This window comes from Synechococcus sp. R8-2 (assembly GCF_047461715.1).
Classification (GTDB): domain Bacteria; phylum Cyanobacteriota; class Cyanobacteriia; order Thermostichales; family Thermostichaceae; genus Thermostichus.
The window spans coordinates 1-740 of the sequence record NZ_JANSHQ010000589.1 but is presented as its reverse complement, the minus strand read 5'-3'; the positions used below and the strand labels follow the sequence as shown (position 1 = coordinate 740).

General features: G+C 56.2%; 1 protein-coding gene. It reads right to left on the bottom strand.

Features of this window, described 5'->3' with window-relative positions; all coding sequences use genetic code 11:
- Positions 1–176: class I tRNA ligase family protein (locus NW819_RS12820; protein ID WP_414413977.1), on the bottom strand; the 176-nt coding region annotated here is incomplete at its 3' end.
- Between the last annotated feature and the right edge of the window lie 564 nt (positions 177–740).

The following is a 740-nucleotide window of genomic DNA, read 5'->3' as shown; positions in this document are numbered from 1 at the left end:
TCCTTGAGGATCTTGTTGAGGGTGGTGCCCATGTGGATATCGCCATTGGCGTAGGGCGGTCCATCGTGCAGGACAAAGGGATCCCCAGGATTGTGGTCGGCAAGGCGCTGGTAGATTTGCTCTTCCTGCCAAAAGGCTTGAATGGCGGGTTCTCTCTTGGCGGCCTCTGCCCGCATGGGAAACTGAGTTTGGGGCAGGTTGAGGGTACTTTTGTAGTCCACGGCAACTCGAGCAACCTAAAGGGCGTCTCTCTATCCTACGCTGTCGCCTCATCCTCAGCAGTCCATCCCTCACCCCTCTTGTGGGACAGGGGATCCGAAGCCCACGGTTACCCAGAGCGCCTGGAGCTCTCAAACGGCTCCAACAAACCACCGCATGAACTCCCTGATCGAGAAAACAAGAAAAGATTTGTGCTAGTCTCAGGGTGTCGTTTAGTAAAGGAGGTTCCTGCGGATGCCAGATAGTAGTAGTTGTAAGGGTCGTCAAGTTGGGTTCAGCCGGCTGTGCGCCGGGGCTGTTCTCTAACGGTCTGAACTTAGATCCTTCAGTCTGCTGAAGAGTCTTCACGTTCTGGCTCGCTTGGAGTTCCTCCCGGCAGTCGGGTTCCAGTTGAAGGCCCGATAGACCGCTCTTTCCCTGACCGCCTGTTGTTGCCTTGGGGGTGGGAGAGAGCGGATAGTTTTGCAGATAGCTGTAGCGGGGCTTGGAATGGACGGGCGTGTAAACTACCCGGCTCCGAC